General features: G+C 53.7%; 1 pseudogene. It reads right to left on the bottom strand.

The window, feature by feature from the left end:
- Positions 1-296, bottom strand: a pseudogene (locus P0G09_RS19315) (hypothetical protein); the annotation flags it as partial.

Raw genomic sequence — 296 nt, forward strand, 5'->3', positions numbered from 1 at the left:
TGGCATACTGCTCAGCGAAAGCGAACGCGCAGAGGAGCAGTATGCCAGACAGCAGATCGACCTGTTGCTTTTTGGTCAGACCCTGCGCCTCGGCAAAGCCGGTGGTAAGCTGTTCCGTCAGATCAGACCCGGCAGTGATATTTACCAGACCAAGGTAAAGCACATCCTCTTTTTTCGACACATGACGGTAGGCTGCATAGCCAAGGATATAGACGACGATGAGCATGATCGCAATGGGCAGCTTGTAATATGCCCAGATGTGCTCCCACTTTTTGCGCCCATGGAGGGAGCGGAGC

The organism is Faecalibacterium sp. DFI.5.82, from assembly GCF_029076575.1.
GTDB classification, from domain to species: domain Bacteria; phylum Bacillota; class Clostridia; order Oscillospirales; family Ruminococcaceae; genus Faecalibacterium; species Faecalibacterium duncaniae.